12 protein-coding genes are annotated in these 15,617 nt (G+C 68.4%); 10 read left to right on the top strand and 2 right to left on the bottom strand.

Going from position 1 to position 15,617, the window contains the following annotated elements; translation table 11 throughout:
* Nucleotides 1–40: 40 nt before the first annotated feature.
* From OHA58_RS17860 to OHA58_RS17850, 3 genes are all read left to right on the top strand, one after another.
* Complete coding sequence (locus OHA58_RS17860) at nt 41–1,123, top strand: inositol-3-phosphate synthase (protein ID WP_326712107.1); 1,083 nt, start codon at nt 41–43, stop codon at nt 1,121–1,123.
* A 116-nt stretch (nt 1,124–1,239) separates the two neighbouring features.
* Nucleotides 1,240–2,496, top strand: a complete 1,257-nt coding sequence (locus OHA58_RS17855; RefSeq protein WP_405479839.1) for an MFS transporter — start codon at nt 1,240–1,242, stop codon at nt 2,494–2,496.
* Between the two features lie 165 nt (nt 2,497–2,661).
* Entirely contained in the window at nt 2,662–3,450 is a 789-nt protein-coding gene (locus OHA58_RS17850) for a hypothetical protein (protein ID WP_405479837.1), read from the top strand.
* Nucleotides 3,451–3,582: 132 nt separating this feature from the next.
* Here OHA58_RS17850 and OHA58_RS17845 read toward each other — a convergent pair whose 3' ends face one another.
* A complete protein-coding gene (locus tag OHA58_RS17845) occupies nt 3,583–5,025 on the bottom strand; it encodes a CCA tRNA nucleotidyltransferase (protein ID WP_405479835.1) in 1,443 nt (480 codons plus the stop codon).
* 193 nt (nt 5,026–5,218) lie between these two features.
* Between OHA58_RS17845 and OHA58_RS17840 the strand changes: the two genes are divergently transcribed.
* From OHA58_RS17840 to trxA, 7 genes are all read left to right on the top strand, one after another.
* Entirely contained in the window at nt 5,219–7,555 is a 2,337-nt protein-coding gene (locus OHA58_RS17840) for a DUF6049 family protein (RefSeq protein ID WP_405479833.1), read from the top strand.
* 45 nt (nt 7,556–7,600) lie between these two features.
* A complete protein-coding gene (gene murJ / locus OHA58_RS17835; RefSeq protein WP_405479831.1) occupies nt 7,601–9,838 on the top strand; it encodes a murein biosynthesis integral membrane protein MurJ in 2,238 nt (745 codons plus the stop codon).
* 119 nt (nt 9,839–9,957) lie between these two features.
* Nucleotides 9,958–11,676 carry a protein kinase family protein gene (locus OHA58_RS17830; RefSeq protein ID WP_405479829.1) on the top strand — a complete coding sequence of 573 codons (1,719 nt, stop codon included), beginning with the start codon at nt 9,958–9,960 and terminating at the stop codon, nt 11,674–11,676.
* A 28-nt stretch (nt 11,677–11,704) separates the two neighbouring features.
* A complete protein-coding gene (gene sigM / locus OHA58_RS17825; protein ID WP_405479827.1) occupies nt 11,705–12,430 on the top strand; it encodes an RNA polymerase sigma factor SigM in 726 nt (241 codons plus the stop codon).
* Complete coding sequence (locus OHA58_RS17820) at nt 12,427–13,371, top strand: anti-sigma factor family protein (RefSeq protein ID WP_405479825.1); 945 nt, start codon at nt 12,427–12,429, stop codon at nt 13,369–13,371. The genes sigM and OHA58_RS17820 overlap by 4 nt, the downstream gene beginning before the upstream one ends.
* A gap of 142 nt (nt 13,372–13,513) precedes the next feature.
* Complete coding sequence (gene trxB / locus OHA58_RS17815) at nt 13,514–14,476, top strand: thioredoxin-disulfide reductase (protein ID WP_376255353.1); 963 nt, start codon at nt 13,514–13,516, stop codon at nt 14,474–14,476.
* A 49-nt stretch (nt 14,477–14,525) separates the two neighbouring features.
* Nucleotides 14,526–14,858, top strand: coding sequence for a thioredoxin (trxA, locus tag OHA58_RS17810; RefSeq protein ID WP_100597220.1), 333 nt, complete (start codon nt 14,526–14,528; stop codon nt 14,856–14,858).
* Between the two features lie 110 nt (nt 14,859–14,968).
* Here the strand turns inward: trxA and OHA58_RS17805 are convergent, their stop codons facing one another.
* Nucleotides 14,969–15,586, bottom strand: a complete 618-nt coding sequence (locus OHA58_RS17805) for a GNAT family N-acetyltransferase (RefSeq protein ID WP_405479822.1) — start codon at nt 15,584–15,586, stop codon at nt 14,969–14,971.
* Between the last annotated feature and the right edge of the window lie 31 nt (nt 15,587–15,617).

The raw sequence follows: 15,617 nt of genomic DNA, 5'->3' as shown, positions 1-15,617 counted from the left end.
CCATTCGGGGTTTCACCGATACACACAGGGAGCAACCGGAATGGGTTCGGTTCGCGTAGCCATCGTCGGCGTGGGCAACTGCGCCGCCTCGCTGGTCCAGGGCGTCGAGTACTACAAGGACGCTGACCCGGACGCCAAGGTCCCGGGCCTGATGCACGTCCAGTTCGGCGACTACCACGTCCGCGACATCGAGTTCGTCGCCGCCTTCGACGTCGACGCGAAGAAGGTCGGCCTCGACCTCTCCGACGCCATCGGTGCCAGCGAGAACAACACCATCAAGATCTGCGACGTGCCCAACACGGGCGTGACCGTCCAGCGTGGCCACACCCACGACGGCCTGGGCAAGTACTACCGCCAGACCATCGAGGAGTCCCCCGAGGCCCCGGTCGACGTCGTCCAGGTCCTGAAGGACAAGCAGGTCGACGTTCTGATCTGCTACCTGCCCGTCGGTTCCGAGGACGCCGCGAAGTTCTACGCGCAGTGCGCCATCGACGCCAAGGTCGCGTTCGTCAACGCCCTTCCGGTCTTCATCGCCGGCACCAAGGAGTGGGCGGACAAGTTCACCGAGGCGGGCGTGCCGATCGTCGGTGACGACATCAAGTCCCAGGTCGGCGCCACCATCACGCACCGCGTCATGGCGAAGCTGTTCGAGGACCGCGGTGTCCGTCTCGAGCGCACCATGCAGCTGAACGTCGGCGGCAACATGGACTTCAAGAACATGCTCGAGCGCGAGCGCCTGGAGTCCAAGAAGATCTCGAAGACGCAGGCCGTCACCTCGCAGATCCCCGACCGCGACCTGGGCGAGAAGAACGTCCACATCGGCCCGTCGGACTACGTCCAGTGGCTCGACGACCGCAAGTGGGCCTACGTCCGCCTCGAGGGCCGCGCCTTCGGTGACGTTCCGCTGAACCTGGAGTACAAGCTCGAGGTCTGGGACTCCCCGAACTCCGCGGGTGTCATCATCGACGCCCTGCGCGCCGCAAAGATCGCCAAGGACCGCGGCATCGGCGGCCCGATCCTCTCCGCGTCCTCGTACTTCATGAAGTCCCCGCCGGTTCAGTACTTCGACGACGAGGCCTACGCGAACGTCGAGAAGTTCATCAAGGGCGAGGTCGAGCGCTAACCACACACAGTGCGGCGCGTACCAGCGGTAACGCGCCTCTCCTTGTGGGCTGTTGAGGTCCCCGGATGCACATGGCGTGCGCCCGGGGATCTTTCCCGTATGTGAGGCTGGGCCCCATGGCTGTCGTCCGTGACCTGCGCGTACTCCTGCGCTTGAGGGACTTCCGGCGCCTGTTGGCGCTGCGGCTGCTCTCCCAGGGCGCGGACGGCGTCTACCAAGTCGCGCTGGCCACCTACGTGGTGTTCTCGCCGGAGAAACAGACTTCGGCCGGCGCCATCGCCTCGGCCATGGCCGTACTGCTTCTCCCGTACTCGGTCGTCGGCCCGTTCGCGGGCGTCCTCCTCGACCGCTGGCGCCGCCGCCAGGTCTTCCTCTACGGCAACCTCCTGCGGACCGTCCTGGCATCCTTGACGGCCGTCCTGATGCTCAGCGATGCGCCGGACTGGCTCTTCTACGCCTCCGCCCTGTGCGTCACCGGCGTCAACCGGTTCATCCTCTCCGGGCTCTCCGCCGCCATGCCGCGCCTGGTCGACGCCGAGCGCCTGGTGATGGCGAACTCCGTCTCGCCGACCGCGGGCACCCTCGCCGCCACGCTGGGCGGCGGACTCGCGTTCGCCGTCCGTCTGCTCATCTCGGACTCCGACGCCCTCGTGGTGCTGGTCGGGGCTGCCCTCTACCTGTGCGCGGCGCTAGCCTCCCTGCCCATGTCCGCGGAACTGCTCGGTCCGGACGCGGAGTTGGTGCGGCCAGGCTTGCGGACAGCGCTCAGCGGTACGGCGCAGGGGCTGGTCTCGGGCGTGCGCCATCTAACCGCCCGCCCCCCAGCCGCCCGCGCCCTGGCCGCCATAACGCTGATGCGGTTCTGCTACGGGGCGCTGACGGTCATGGTCCTCATGCTCTGCCGCTACTCCTGGTCGTCCACGGAGTCCGACGGACTGGCCCTGCTGGGTGTCGCCGTGGCGATCTCGGGGGCGGGATTCTTCGCCGCCGCCGTGGTCACGCCCTGGGCCGCGGGGCGGCTGGGACCCGCCGGGTGGATCACCGTCTGCGCGGGGGCGGCAGCCGTCCTCGAACCCGCCCTCGGGCTTCCGTTCGCACCTGCCCCCATGATGGCCGCCGCCTTCGTCCTGGGCCTGACGACCCAGGGCGCGAAGATCGCCACCGACACGGTCGTGCAGTCCTCGGTGAACGACGGCTTCCGTGGCCGGATCTTCTCCGTTTACGACGTGCTGTTCAACGTCGCGTTCGTCGGCGCGGCCGCAGTGGCCGCACTGATGCTGCCTCCTGACGGACAGTCGGTCCCGCTGGTGCTCACAGTGGCGATCATCTACGCAGCAATCGCAGCCGTTCTGGCCCGGGCTGACGCCCGCTGAGGTCAGATCGGACCACGCCCTACGCGTCGAACACCTTTGCTCTGAAAAACCTCAACTGCCTTGAAAATCAACGAGCTTGGAGGAAATGATCCTACTCGTGCACGGAGATGACCAATCCGAGCACGACAAAAGGGAGTATCTACACTCCAGAAATCGGGGACGCGCATGAAGAATCGCACCACGCAAGGGATAGCTGCAGCGCTCGGCACCCTCGCAATTCTTGCCGGCACAGCATCACAGGCATCCGCCGCCAAGTCCGGCCAGACCGAGGCCAGGCAGAGCGACCCGGCCGCCAGCCCTGCCGCGTACACCACGTACCTCCGCCACTCACATGAAGAGGGGGCCGCTGATGCCCTCACAGCCTTCCAGCGGCTGACGCGGAGTGAGCAGAACAAGTTCGTCGGGTATCTCCACGACCCCGCCGTGCTCAAGACGTTCCTTGACCGGGCAACGGATCAGGGAAGTGGCATTTCTGCCTATTCCCGCAACGCCAGCGACTCGACGTCCCTGCACAACGGCGACGTCACCATTGGCCGCCAGCGCACCGTCAGTGGCCTCTCCACGGCCGCGAGCAGGCCGCTCCCCCGGGGCAATCACACGGTGTCGTACACCACCTACATGAAGATCCACGGCGTGAAGATCATCAAGCTCAAGTTGTGGGTGAACTTCCACAGCAACGGGCGGGACATCACCAAAGCGAACTACGCAGACGCCGGCAAGAAGAACCTCTCCGGTGTCATTTCCATCTCCAAGGGCACCCCGAAGAAGGGCCTGGGCCAGTGGGGCTTCTGCAGGAGGGGACATCCTTGCACCCACGGCCACAACGCGACTGCCTCGGTTGTCTGGGAAGGCAGCGTGGGCTACCGAGGGAGCGTTTGGCAGATCGACAAGAAGCAGTCGATGACGGCCAACATCTACGGCAGGCTTGTCGACTACTCCCTTAAGAACGTGTAGCGGAGAAGAACAACGCGACGGCCGGATGGTCCATCACCACTCGGTGGGGATAGACCATCCACGCCAACACCGCTCAGATCCAAGAGCGCGGCTCCATGTTTCACGTGAAACATGGAGCCGCGCTCTTGGGCTTCAGCTCTGCGCCGCCCACCATTCCTTGAGCGCCGCCACAGCCGCATCATGCTCCATCGGCCCGTTCTCGAGCCGCAGTTCCAGCAGGAACTTGTACGCCTGCCCGATCGCCGGCCCGGGCTTGATGCCCAGGATCTCCTGGATCTGATTGCCGTCGAGGTCGGGACGGATCGAGTCCAGCTCCTCCTGCTCCTTGAGCCGCGCGATGCGCTCTTCCAGGCCGTCGTACGCACGCTCCAGCGCATTGGCCTTCCGCTTGTTGCGCGTCGTGCAGTCGGAGCGGGTCAGCTTGTGCAGGCGGTCCAGCAGCGGACCCGCGTCACGGACGTACCGGCGGACCGCGGAGTCGGTCCACTCGCCGGTGCCGTATCCGTGGAAGCGCAGGTGCAGCTCGACCAGTCGCGAGACGTCCTTCACGAGCTCGTTCGAGTACTTCAGCGCCGTCATGCGCTTCTTCGTCATCTTGGCGCCCACCACCTCGTGGTGGTGGAAGGAGACCCGGCCGTCGTCCTCGAAGCGCCGCGTCCTCGGCTTGCCGATGTCGTGCAGCAGGGCCGAGAGACGGAGCACGAGATCCGGGCCGTCCGACTCCAGCGCCATCGCCTGCTCGAGGACGATCAGCGTGTGGTCGTAGACGTCCTTGTGCCGGTGGTGCTCGTCCCGCTCAAGGCGCAGCTCGGGCAGCTCGGGAAGGACATGGCCGGCGAGGCCCGTGTCCACAAGGAGGGTGAGACCCTCGCGCGGGTGCGCGGAGAGGATCAGCTTGTTCAGCTCGTCCCGCACCCGCTCCGCGGAGACGATCTCGATGCGGTCGGCCATGTCCTTCATGGCCTTGACGACCTCGGGGGCCACCTCGAAGTCCAGCTGCGCGGCGAACCGTGCGGCGCGCATCATCCGCAGCGGATCGTCGGAGAAGGACTCCTCCGGGGTTCCGGGCGTACGCAGCACGCGCTCAGCGAGGTCATCGAGCCCGCCGTGCGGGTCGATGAACTCCTTCTCCGGCAGGGCCACGGCCATCGCGTTCACCGTGAAGTCGCGACGCACGAGGTCTTCCTCGATGGAGTGGCCGTACGAGACCTCCGGCTTGCGCGAGGTCCTGTCGTACGCCTCGGAGCGGTACGTGGTGACCTCGATCTGGTAGCCGTCCTTCTGACAGCCGACCGTCCCGAAGGCGATCCCGACCTCCCACACGGCATCCGCCCAAGGCCTGACGATCTTGAGCACATCTTCGGGACGCGCGTCCGTGGTGAAGTCCAGATCGTTGCCGAGCCTGCCGAGGAGCGCATCCCTGACCGAGCCACCGACCAGGGCGAGAGAGAACCCGGCCTCCTGGAATCGACGGGCGAGGTCGTCGGCGACAGGGGCCACCCGCAGCAGCTCGCTCACCGCGCGGCGCTGCACCTGGCTCAGGGCACTGGGATTGTCTTCATTGGCGTTCGGCACAACAGAAAAGGGTACGTGGCCCGAGCCCAGGGTTCCGCCTCGTTTTCCGCGGGTGTGCGCGAGCCCTGCCCGATGCCCCCTACCCTGTCTTCCGATCATGTGGAGCAGTCCGCGGCACTTCGCCACAGCGCACCTCGTTACCATGCGTGGACTATCCGACGACCACTGACGACGACGAGGGACGGGCGAGCGCGTGGCCGAGGCGGCAGACTTCCAAGGGATGACTCCCTCACCTGCCCGTCGAAGGCGGCGGCGCACGGGGGCGTTGCTCGCCGGAGCGCCTCTACTGGCCGCCCTGACCCTGTTCGGCGGCTCCCCCGGATACGCCTCCCCGCAAGCGCCTGCGGCCGACGCGATCGGCACGAGCACCGTCGATGTCGCCGTGAACTCGCTCACTCCGAGCGCACCGTCCGACGGCGACACGGTCACCGTCACCGGCACACTCACGAACGACAGCAAGCAGGCCGTCACGAACGCCCACGTGGCGCTCCGCCTCGGTTCTGCCCTCGGTGGGCGGGCCTCGATCGACAACGCCTCCCGGCACGCGGCGGGGGGAGTGCCGGACGGCAGGGAGATCGGCGGCAAGTACGCCAAGAAGATCTCCAAGCTGGCCCCCGGCGCGACACAGGGCTTCAGCCTCTCCGTCCCCGTCAAGGAGATGGACCTCGGCGCCGACGGCGTCTACCAGCTCGGTGTCGCCCTGACCGGCCAGACGGCGACGCAGCCGTACCAGCAGACGCTCGGCATCCAGCGGACCTTCCTCCCCTGGCAGCCCGAGGCCGCGGACACGAAGACGAAGACGACGTACCTGTGGCCGCTCATCTCCCAGACCCATCTCACGGCCGAGACGGGATCCGACGAGCAGCAGACGCGCATCTTCCATGACGACAGCCTCGCCAAGGAGATCGCTCCGGGCGGCCGCCTCCAGCAGATGCTGTCCCTCGGCACCGCCCTCGATGTGACCTGGGTGGTCGACCCGGACCTCCTCGCCTCGGTCGACGCCATGACGAGGCCGTACAAGATCAAGAAGCCGGACGGCACCGAGATCAACGGCAAGAATCAGGCGGTCGCCAAGCAGTGGCTGAACGACCTGAAGAACGCCGTCGCCGACCAGAAGGTCGTCGCCCTCCCCTTCGCCGACCCGGATCTCGCGTCGCTGGCCCACAACGGCACGAAGGTGACCGGCTCCCTCGGGCACCTCAAGGACGCCACCGATGCGGCAACCACGACCGTGGAGACGGTCCTGCACGTCAAGCCGGACACGAGCTACGCCTGGCCCGCCGACGGCGCGATCGACCCCAGCATCGTCAATGTCGCGACGTCCGCCGGCGCCGACACCGTGATCGCCCGCAGCGACAGCCTCCAGGAGCGGAACAACCTGCCGTACACGCCGTCGGCAGCCCGCCCGATCGGCAGCGGCACGACGGCCGTGGTGACCGACGCGCGGCTGTCGGAAGCCTTCCAGGGCGACATGACGAAGGCCGAGAACTCGACGCTCGCCGTGCAGCAGTTCCTCGCGCAGAGTCTGACGATCAACCTTCAGGAGCCGGACGACGAGCGCAACATCGTGGTCGCGCCGCAGCGCATGCCGTCCGCAAGCCAGGCGCAGTCCATGGCTCAGGCGATCAAGGCCGACCAGGACAGCAGCTGGTCGGAGTCCGAGGACCTGGCCGCAGCCACGAAGGCGAAGCCCGACCCCGAAGCGACGACCCGGGTCCCCTCCTCCCGGTCCTACCCCTCGTACCTGCGCAAGCAGGAGCTGCCCCAGTCGGCCTTCCAGGCGATCCAGGACACCCAGACCAAGCTCACCAACTTCCAGGTGATCCTCTCCGACCCGTCCCGCGTGGTGACGCCGTTCGGGCGGGCCATGGACCGGCAGATGTCCACGTCCTGGCGGGGCCGCCCCGCGGAGGCGCAGGCGTACCGCGACGGAGTCGCCGACTACCTCACGGCGCTCACCAAGCGGGTCAGGCTCATCGAGAAGTCCGAGGCGAAGCTCTCCGGGCGCAGCGCGACGATCCCGGTGACGGTCCAGAACAACCTGGTGCAGGGCGTCGAGCACCTCGTCCTGCGCCTCACGTCGACGAACGGCACCCGCCTCAAGATCGGCGACGGACCGTACGCGGAGCGTCGGGTGAAGGTCGCCGGCGGGCACAGCCAGTCGGTGAAGTTCACCACCACCTCGAACGCCAACGGCAGGGTCCCGGTCTTCGCCCAGCTGTACACGGAGGACGGCCAGCCCTACGGGCCCGAGGTCCGCTTCGACGTGAACGTCACCGAGATCACCCCGACCGTGATGCTCGTCATGGCCGGCGGCGTCCTGCTCCTCGTCCTCGCCGGGTTCCGCATGTACACACAGCGCAAGCGCGCCTCGGCGCAACGAGCCGAGGAGGGACCTGACGACGGTCAGAACGGGGAGTCGGGCTCCGAGCCCGGGGAAGGCGACCCCGAGCAGCCGAGTGACCCGACACCGGACACCGCTCCGGAAAGCACGGACCCGTCCGGCACGGGTGAGAGAGTGGACCGTTGAGCGATGTCGTGGCCGTGGGCCCGGGGACGATGAGGTGGGGTAACCATGAACGCGCCGTACGACAGTGACCGTGGCCAGGGCCCGGGCGGCTCAGCCTCGGCCGGGGGCCCGCCCCCCGGTCATCAGGGGGCGCCCGGCCAGGTCCCGCCGCCCCACCCAGCCCCGGACGCGTATCCGCAGGACGCGTACCTCCAGGACGCCTACGACCAGGATCCGTACCGGGCCCAGGACCTCACGGCCCAGGATCCGGTGACGGAGGCGCTCTACGACCGCGCCGCGCACCCTCCGCCGCCTCCGGGCGCCTATGAGGCCCCTCAGCCGCTCTACGACCCGCCTCCCGCAGCCCAGTACCCCCCGGACCCCCGCGTGTGGGCCCAGACGCCCGCTCCCGAGCCGGAGGGCCCGTCGCGGCTCCTTCCCTACGGCGACGACGCCAGGACCACGCAGTTCCTGGGCGTCGACGATCTGATGACGCAGGCGAGCGAGGAGCAGCACGAGCCCGACGCCTTCGCGCATCTCTTCCGTGACCAGCAGAGCAACGGCGGGGGCCGTCCGCCGGCCGACGCTTCCGGCGTTCCGGTGCCCACCGCCGGACCGGCTCAGCCTCCCGTCCAGGGCGGCACGCCCGCACCTGTCCCTGCCCCGACCAAGGGGGGCCGCGCGTCGGGCCTCCTGAAGTCGAGTGCCGTCATGGCGGCGGGCACCCTGGTCTCACGCCTCACCGGTTTCGTACGCACCGTGGTCATCACCGCGGCTCTCGGCTCCGCGCTGCTCGGTGACGCGTGGACGGTGGCGTACACCCTGCCGACGATGATCTACATCCTGACCGTCGGCGGCGGCCTCAACTCGGTGTTCGTGCCGCAGCTCGTGCGGTCCATGAAGGAGGACGAGGACGGCGGCGAGGCCTACGCCAACCGCCTGCTGACACTCGTCATGGTCGCGCTCGGCGTGATCGTCGCCGTGGCCGTCTTCGCGGCGCCAATCCTGATCCGGCTGATGTCGACGGGGATCGCCAACGATCCGAACGCGAACAACGTCGCCGTCACCTTCGCCCGCTACTGCCTGCCCACAATCTTCTTCATGGGCGTGCACGTGGTCATGGGCCAGATCCTGAACGCCCGCGGGAAGTTCGGCGCGATGATGTGGACCCCGGTCCTGAACAACATCGTCATGATCTTCACGTTCGGCATGTTCATCTACGTCTACGGCACCGCGGCAGACTCTCAGCTGCACGTCGACACGATCCCCGCGGACGGTGTCCGGCTGCTCGGCATCGGCACCCTGCTCGGTCTGACGGTGCAGGCGCTGGCGATGATCCCGTACCTGCGCGAGACCGGCTTCCGGTTCCGGCTGCGCTTCGACTGGAAGGGCCACGGCCTCGGCAAGGCGGTCAAGCTCGCCAAGTGGACCGTCCTGTTCGTCCTCGCCAACCAGGCGGGCGTCCTCGTCGTCACCCAGCTCGCCACCGCCGCCGGGAAGGCGTCCGGCAAGTCCGGCGCGGGCATCATGGGTTACTCCAACGCCCAGCTGATCTGGGGCATGCCGCAGGCCATCATCACCGTCTCCGTCATGGCGGCGATGCTGCCGCGGATCTCGCGCGCCGCCCACGACGGCGACCCCGGAGCGGTCCGTGACGACATCTCGCAGGGCCTGCGCACCTCCGCGGTCGCGATCGTCCCCGTCGCCTTCATGTTCGTCGCCCTCGGCGTGCCGATGTGCACCCTGCTCTTCGGGTCCAGCGGCGCCGACGGCGCCCGCTCCATGGGCTACATCCTCATGGCGTTCGGCCTCGGCCTGATCCCGTACTCCGTGCAGTACGTCGTGCTGCGCGGCTTCTACGCGTACGAGGACACCCGGACGCCCTTCTACAACACGGTCATCGTGGCCGCCGTCAACGCGGCCGCGTCGGGGATCGCCTACCTCCTGCTGCCCGCCCAGTGGGCCGTGGTCGGCATGGCCGCCTCGTACGGTCTCGCGTACGCGATCGGTGTGGGCGTCGCCTGGCAGCGCCTGCGCAAGCGTCTCGGCGGAGACCTGGACGGCGCACAGGTCATCCGTACGTACGCCCGCCTCTGCATGGCCTCGATCCCGGGGGCCGTCGCCGGTGGCGCGGTCGGTCTCCTGATCATGAGGGCGCTCGGCAGCGGCGCGGCGGGTTCGATCGCAGCGCTGGTCGTGGGCGGGGCCGTACTGCTGGGTGTCTTTTATGTCGCTGCCCGGCGCATGCGGATCGAAGAGCTCAACTCGATGGTCGGAATGGTCCGCGGGCGCCTCGGCCGCTAGCGGCCCGGCAGGCCGCACAACCATCGCGGGCTGCCGCGTGTCGTGCTTATCGCCGGACTGTGGGCACAATTGGCTTTGGCGTCGCAGAGCGCGCAACGGATGGGGAGGCAGGAACGACGGTGGCGGAACGGAGTACGGCTGCCGTCGACGTGGCAGACAACAGTGGTGACGAGCCACTGACCGCGAAGGCGGAGCAGACCACGGCCGACGGGGTGGCCCAGACCCGGGAGCGGGACACGGCAGCGAACGAGGACGCGGAGGACACCGACGGTTCGACGAGCCCCGGCTCGTCCATTCCCCCCGAGCTGCACAGCGGTCACAAACTCGCGAGACGCTATCGCCTGGAGGAGTGCGTCACCCGGCTGGACGGATTCAGCAGCTGGCGCGCGGTGGATGAGAAGCTCCGCCGGGCCGTCGGGGTGCACCTGCTCCCCGCGGACCACCCGCGGGCACGGTCCGTCCTCGCGGCGGCACGCTCGTCGGCGCTGCTCGGCGACCCTCGCTTCGTCCAGGTCCTGGACGCGGTCGAGGAGAACGACCTCGTGTACGTGGTGCACGAGTGGCTGCCCGATGCCACGGAGCTGACCGCGCTGCTCGCCTCGGGTCCCCTCGAAGTGCACGAGGCATACCAGCTCGTGAACCAGATCTCCCAGGCGATGGCTGCCGCGCACCGCGAGGGCCTCGCACATCTGCGGCTCACCCCGAGCGCGGTGCTGCGCACCTCGACCGGCCAGTGGCGCATCCGCGGCCTCGCCGTCAACGCCGCCCTGCGCGGCATCACGTCGGAGACACCGCAGCGCACGGACACCGAGGCGATCGGTGCCCTCCTGTACGCCGCCCTGACGCAGCGCTGGCCCTACGAGGACGACGCGTACGGCCTGTCCGGGCTGCCCAAGGACATCGGCCTGATCGCGCCCGACCAGGTGCGGGCCGGCGTGCATCGCGGGCTGTCCGAGCTGGCCATGCGTGCCCTCGTCAACGAAGGGGCGACGGCGTCGCGGCAGGATCCTCCGTGCACCACGACCGAGGACCTGGTGAAGGCCGTCGGCGAGATGCCCCGCATCCGTCCCCCGGAGCCCGTGTTCACGGCGCCCGCGGAGTACCAGCGGACGACCTACCAGCAGGGCACGTACGGCCGTCAGGCTCCGCGTCCCGGGGTGGCCCAGCCCATGCCGGCGGCGCCCCCGCCGCCGCTGCAGAGCCGGACGGGCAAGGCGCTCAAGTGGGCCGTGTCGGCGTTGCTCATCGTGGCCCTCGGCCTCGGCAGCTGGCAGCTCGCGGAAGCCCTGATGGACCGCGGCAAGTCGGGCGACTCCAACACGTCGCACAACACCGACGGCAACGACAAGGGCGACGAGCGCAAGCCGACGAAGCCGATGACCATCGAGGACGCCAGGGAATACGTCGCCAAGGGCGAGGCACAGGCCCCGGGTGAAGTGGCGAAGACCTACGACGGCGACAGCAAGACGTTCTGGCGTACCAAGACCTATAACGACGGCCCGAAGCTGGCGCCCTACAAGCCCGGCGTCGGTATCGTCTACGACCTCGGCTCGGCCAAGGACGTATCGGCCGCGTCGATAGCTCTTCAGTACGGCGGCGACCACACGACGGTCTCCCTGTACGCGGCCGATTCGCTGTCACCCACGACGTCGATCGACTCCATGAAGAGCATCGGTACGGACACCACGACGGGCACCACCGCGAAGATCGAGGCCGACAAGCCGGTGAAGACGCGGTACGTGCTCCTGTGGATGACGGCCCTGCCGAAGTCCGGATCCGACGGTTACTACGGAGCGGGTTACAAGCAGGCTCTCACCGACGTGAAGTTCACCGGCTGAGGGTTCACCTGGGGGAGGGGGTTCGAAAGTGGACGACGCCGCCTACGGCGAAGCAAGCGATCAGGACCTCCTCACCCGCCACGTCGCGGGTGACAAGGACGCCTTCGGCGAGCTCGTGCGCCGCCATCGTGACCGCCTGTGGGCCGTCGCGCTGCGCACCCTGGGAGACCGGGAGGAAGCCGCTGACGCCGTCCAGGACGCCCTGGTCTCCGCCTACCGGGCGGCGCACACGTTCCGCGGGCAGTCCGCCGTCACGACATGGCTGCACCGCATCACCGTGAACGCCTGCCTCGACCGGGCCCGCAAGACCGCGTCGCGGAAGACTTCTCCGGTCGAGGACACGGAGCGCCTGGAGCAGCTCCTCGAACCCCACGAGTCCGCGGCCGCCCCTGCCGAACGCAACGATCTGCACCGTGAACTCTTCGAAGCGCTGGGCACCCTTCCCGTCGACCAGCGGGCCGCGCTCGTCCTGGTCGACATGCAGGGCTACCCGGTGGCCGAGGCGGCCCGCGTTCTCGGCGTTCCCACCGGCACGGTCAAGAGCCGCTGCGCGCGCGGCAGAGCCAGACTCCTGCCGTTGGTCACCCATCTGCGGACCGACAACGGCGAGAACCCGAGTGGCAAGAACCCGCCCCCGGAAGCGCCCGGAAGGAACCGGACGCAGGGGACACCCGTCCCACCGGCAGCAGAGCCCCGGGACGGGGCAGGACCAAGTGATTCAGCTGCCGTGAAGGGCGGAGGTGGGCGAGCGTGACATCCACGACCGACACGGCCGAGCACCCCGCGATCGACGAGATCTCCGACCTCACCGAGGGCCTGCTCTCCCCTTCCCGCACCGAAGAGGTACAGGAGCACCTGAGCGGCTGCGAGCTGTGCGCCGACGTCCACGCCTCCCTCGAGGAGATCCGCGGCACGCTCGGCACGCTCCCCGGTCCACCCCATATGCCTGCCGACATCGCGGGCCGCATCGACGCCGCGCTCGCCGCGGAGGCACTGCTCGACACGAAGGCACCTGCCGACACCGAGTACGAGGACAAGGGCGAAGCCGAGGCACAGTCCGCGTCGCCTGTTTCACGTGAAACAACGTCGGCCGACTCGCCGACCACCCCCGCGGACCGCCCTTCCGGTCATCCACGTGCCGCGACAGGTCCGGGGCGCGGCGGCCGGACGCACACTCGGCGCCGTCGGGGCGCCGCCCTCGGAGCGGTCTTCACCGCGGCCGCAATCGGCCTGGGAGTCTTTTTCCTGCAGAACGGGGGCGGCACACCTACCGGCGCTCCCGAGAGCGGCACGCCCCGTCAGGCGAGCTCCGCACTTTCCTTCTCCGAGAACAAGCTCGAGAGCCAGGTGCAGAACCTTCTGACGGAGAAATCCTCCGCGCCCTCCGACTCGTCGACATCCAAGCCGTCCCTCGACATCCAGCAGTCGGGGCCGAAGACCCCCCGGACGAACTCCCCGATGCGGGGGAAGACCGTCGTGGTGCCGGACTGCATACAGCGGGGCACCGGCCGTCAGACCCCTGCCCTCGCCATCGAGCGGGGGGACTACAAGGGCACCACCGCCTACCTCGTCGTGCTGCCCCACGAGTCGGATCCTGCCCAGGTCTCGGCCTACGTCATCGACGCGACCTGCGTGAAGCAGCTGTCCTCGGCTCCCGGCAAACTGCTGCTGACCCACTCCTACGCGCGGCGCTGACTCCACACCGGGACACACTTCGCGTGTGCTCCCGGACACGGTGGGAATGCGCGCCCCGTAGGATCCGTTGGGTGGGGTGAGAGTCCGGAGACGGACTCCCCCGGCAGTACGCAGCAGTCCCGCAGAGACGAGGAATCAAGCCGTGAGCGACGTCCGTAACGTGATCATCATCGGCTCCGGGCCCGCCGGCTACACGGCGGCCCTGTACACCGCGCGCGCGTCGCTGAAGCCGCTGGTGTTCGAGGGCGCTGTCACCGCGGGCGGTGCCCTGATGAACACCACCGAGGTGGAAAACTTCCCCGGCTTCCAGGACGGCATCATGGGCCCCGAGCTCATGGACAACATGCGCGCCCAGGCCGAGCGCTTCGGCGCCGAGCTGGTCCCGGACGACGTCATCTCCGTCGACCTGACGGGCGAGATCAAGACCGTCACCGACACGGCGGGCACCGTGCACCGCGCGAAGGCCGTCATCGTCACGACCGGCTCCCAGCACCGCAAGCTCGGCCTGCCGAACGAGGACGCGCTCTCCGGTCGTGGCGTCTCCTGGTGCGCGACGTGCGACGGCTTCTTCTTCAAGGACCAGGACATCGCCGTGATCGGCGGCGGTGACACCGCGATGGAGGAGGCGACCTTCCTCTCCCGGTTCGCCAAGTCCGTGACGATCGTGCACCGCCGTGACACCCTGCGTGCCTCCAAGGCCATGCAGGATCGCGCCTTCGCCGACCCGAAGATCAAGTTCGCCTGGGACAGCGAGATCGCCGAGGTCCACGGCGACCAGAAGCTCTCGCACCTGACGCTGCGGAACGTCAAGACGGGTGAGACCTCCGAGCTCCCGGTCACCGGCCTGTTCATCGCGATCGGCCACGACCCGCGCACCGAGCTCTTCAAGGGCCAGCTCGAGCTGGACGACGAGGGCTACCTGAAGGTCGAGGCCCCTTCGACCCGGACGAACCTGACCGGTGTCTTCGGTGCCGGTGACGTCGTCGACCACACCTACCGCCAGGCGATCACCGCGGCCGGCACTGGCTGCTCCGCCGCCCTGGACGCCGAGCGCTTCCTCGCCTCTCTCACCGACAGCGAGTCCGCCGCGGCCGCCACCGTCTGAGAACTCACACCCGCCCCACCGCATCACCAAAGTAGCTAAGGAGCCCGCCGTGGCCGGCAACCTCAAGAACGTGACCGACGCTTCCTTCGATGAGGACGTCCTCAAGAGCGACAAGCCCGTACTGGTGGACTTCTGGGCCGCCTGGTGCGGACCGTGCCGCCAGATCGCGCCGTCCCTCGAGGCGATCGCCGCCGAGTACGGCGACAAGATCGAGGTCGTCAAGCTCAACATCGACGAGAACCCGGCCATCGCCGCGAAGTACGGCGTCATGTCGATCCCGACCCTGAACGTCTACCAGGGCGGCGAGGTCGCCAAGACCATCGTCGGCGCCAAGCCGAAGGCCGCCATCGTGCGCGACCTCGAGGACTTCATCGCCAACTGATCGGCGATGCGGCTCCACGGCGGAGCGGCGATGTTTCACGTGAAACACGAACGGGCCAACCCAACCGGGTTGGCCCGTTTGCGTGACCGCCGCAACGGATGGATCGGGACTCACAGGGGGCGGAGCGCCGGTTCCTTCTGCACCGCTCCGAGGAGCCGGTCCAGGGCGAGCTCGACGTCCTCCTTCCACGAGAGCGTCGTACGCAGCTCAAGGCGGAGGCGCGGATAGGAGGGGTGAGGCCGCACGGTCTTGAAGCCAACGGCCAGCAGATGGTCCGCGGGGAGCATGCAGGCCGGTTCCTTCCAGCGCGCATCACCGAACGCCTCGATCGCCTTGAACCCCCTGCGCAGCAGATCCTTGGCGACGGTCTGCACCATCACCCGGCCGAGCCCCTGGCCCTGATAGCCGGGCATAATCCACGCCGTCATCAGCTGCACGGCATCGGGGGAGACCGGACTCGTGGGAAAGGCAGTGGAGCGGGGGACGTACGCCGGCGGCGCATAGAGCACGAAGCCGACCGGGACATCGTCCACGTAGACGACCCGGCCGCAGGAGCCCCATTCCAGGAGGACAGCCGAAATCCAGGCCTCCTTCTCCAGCTCCGGAGTGCCTGCCTTTACCGCGGCTTGGCCGCTGACCGGATCCAGCTCCCAGAAGACACACGACCGGCAACGCTTGGGAAGGTCCGGAAGGTTGTCCAGTGTGAGCGGTACGAGCCGACGCCCCATGAAGGCAGTTCCTCACTTCCTTCGCCCGCCG

The organism is Streptomyces sp. NBC_00009 (assembly GCF_045040855.1).
GTDB classification, from domain to species: domain Bacteria; phylum Actinomycetota; class Actinomycetes; order Streptomycetales; family Streptomycetaceae; genus Streptomyces; species Streptomyces aureus.
Note: the sequence above shows the minus strand (reverse complement) of the source record. Positions and strands in the feature narration are given on the sequence as shown.